The 620-nt window shown below is 44.0% G+C and carries 2 protein-coding genes; both read left to right on the top strand.

Annotated elements, in window-relative coordinates:
* Positions 1-152 (top strand): MarC family protein (locus tag PSH48_RS20725; protein WP_273612295.1); only part of this gene is annotated, 152 nt, incomplete at its 5' end.
* Positions 153-275: 123 nt separating this feature from the next.
* Positions 276-620: tRNA-dihydrouridine synthase (locus PSH48_RS20720; RefSeq protein WP_273612294.1), on the top strand; the 345-nt coding region annotated here is incomplete at its 3' end.

Here is a 620-nt window from a genome sequence, read left to right as displayed (position 1 = left end):
TGTTATTACTTGCTACGCATGTACATAAAATAATAGGTGATAGTGGGGCAAGTATTATTAGTCGAATTATGGGGTTAATTTTAAGCTCAGTCGCAGTAACGAATATTTTAAACGGTATCGCACAATACTTTGGCTTGCAGGTGTTTGCTTAATATTGCTGCGCATGGGGCTTTTGTGTAAAATGCAGCGCCTTTTAAGCTGTGCTTAAATTATAAATTTTTGAGGACTACATTTTGGATAAACGTACTTTAAATCGACGCTTTTCTGTTGCCCCCATGCTCGATTGGACTGATCGCCATTGTCGTACGTTTCATCGTAAAATGACAAAGCACACCGTGCTCTACACTGAAATGATCACCACAGGTGCTATTTTGTTTGGCCGTGGCGACTATTTGCACTTTAATCAACATGAAGGCCCAGTAGCGCTGCAGCTGGGGGGCTCAGATCCGCAAGCGCTAGCACAGTGTGCCAAGCTTGCAGGTGACCGCGGTTATGATGAAATAAACCTTAACGTAGGTTGTCCGTCTGATCGTGTGCAAAATGGGCGTTTTGGTGCCTGTTTAATGGCAGAGCCCGAGCTTGTGGCAGAGTGTGTTGCTGCAATGAAAAGTGAAGTCAGT

Source organism: Pseudoalteromonas sp. Angola-4 (assembly GCF_028599265.1).
Lineage (GTDB): Bacteria > Pseudomonadota > Gammaproteobacteria > Enterobacterales > Alteromonadaceae > Pseudoalteromonas > Pseudoalteromonas atlantica.
Note: the sequence above shows the minus strand (reverse complement) of the source record. Positions and strands in the feature narration are given on the sequence as shown.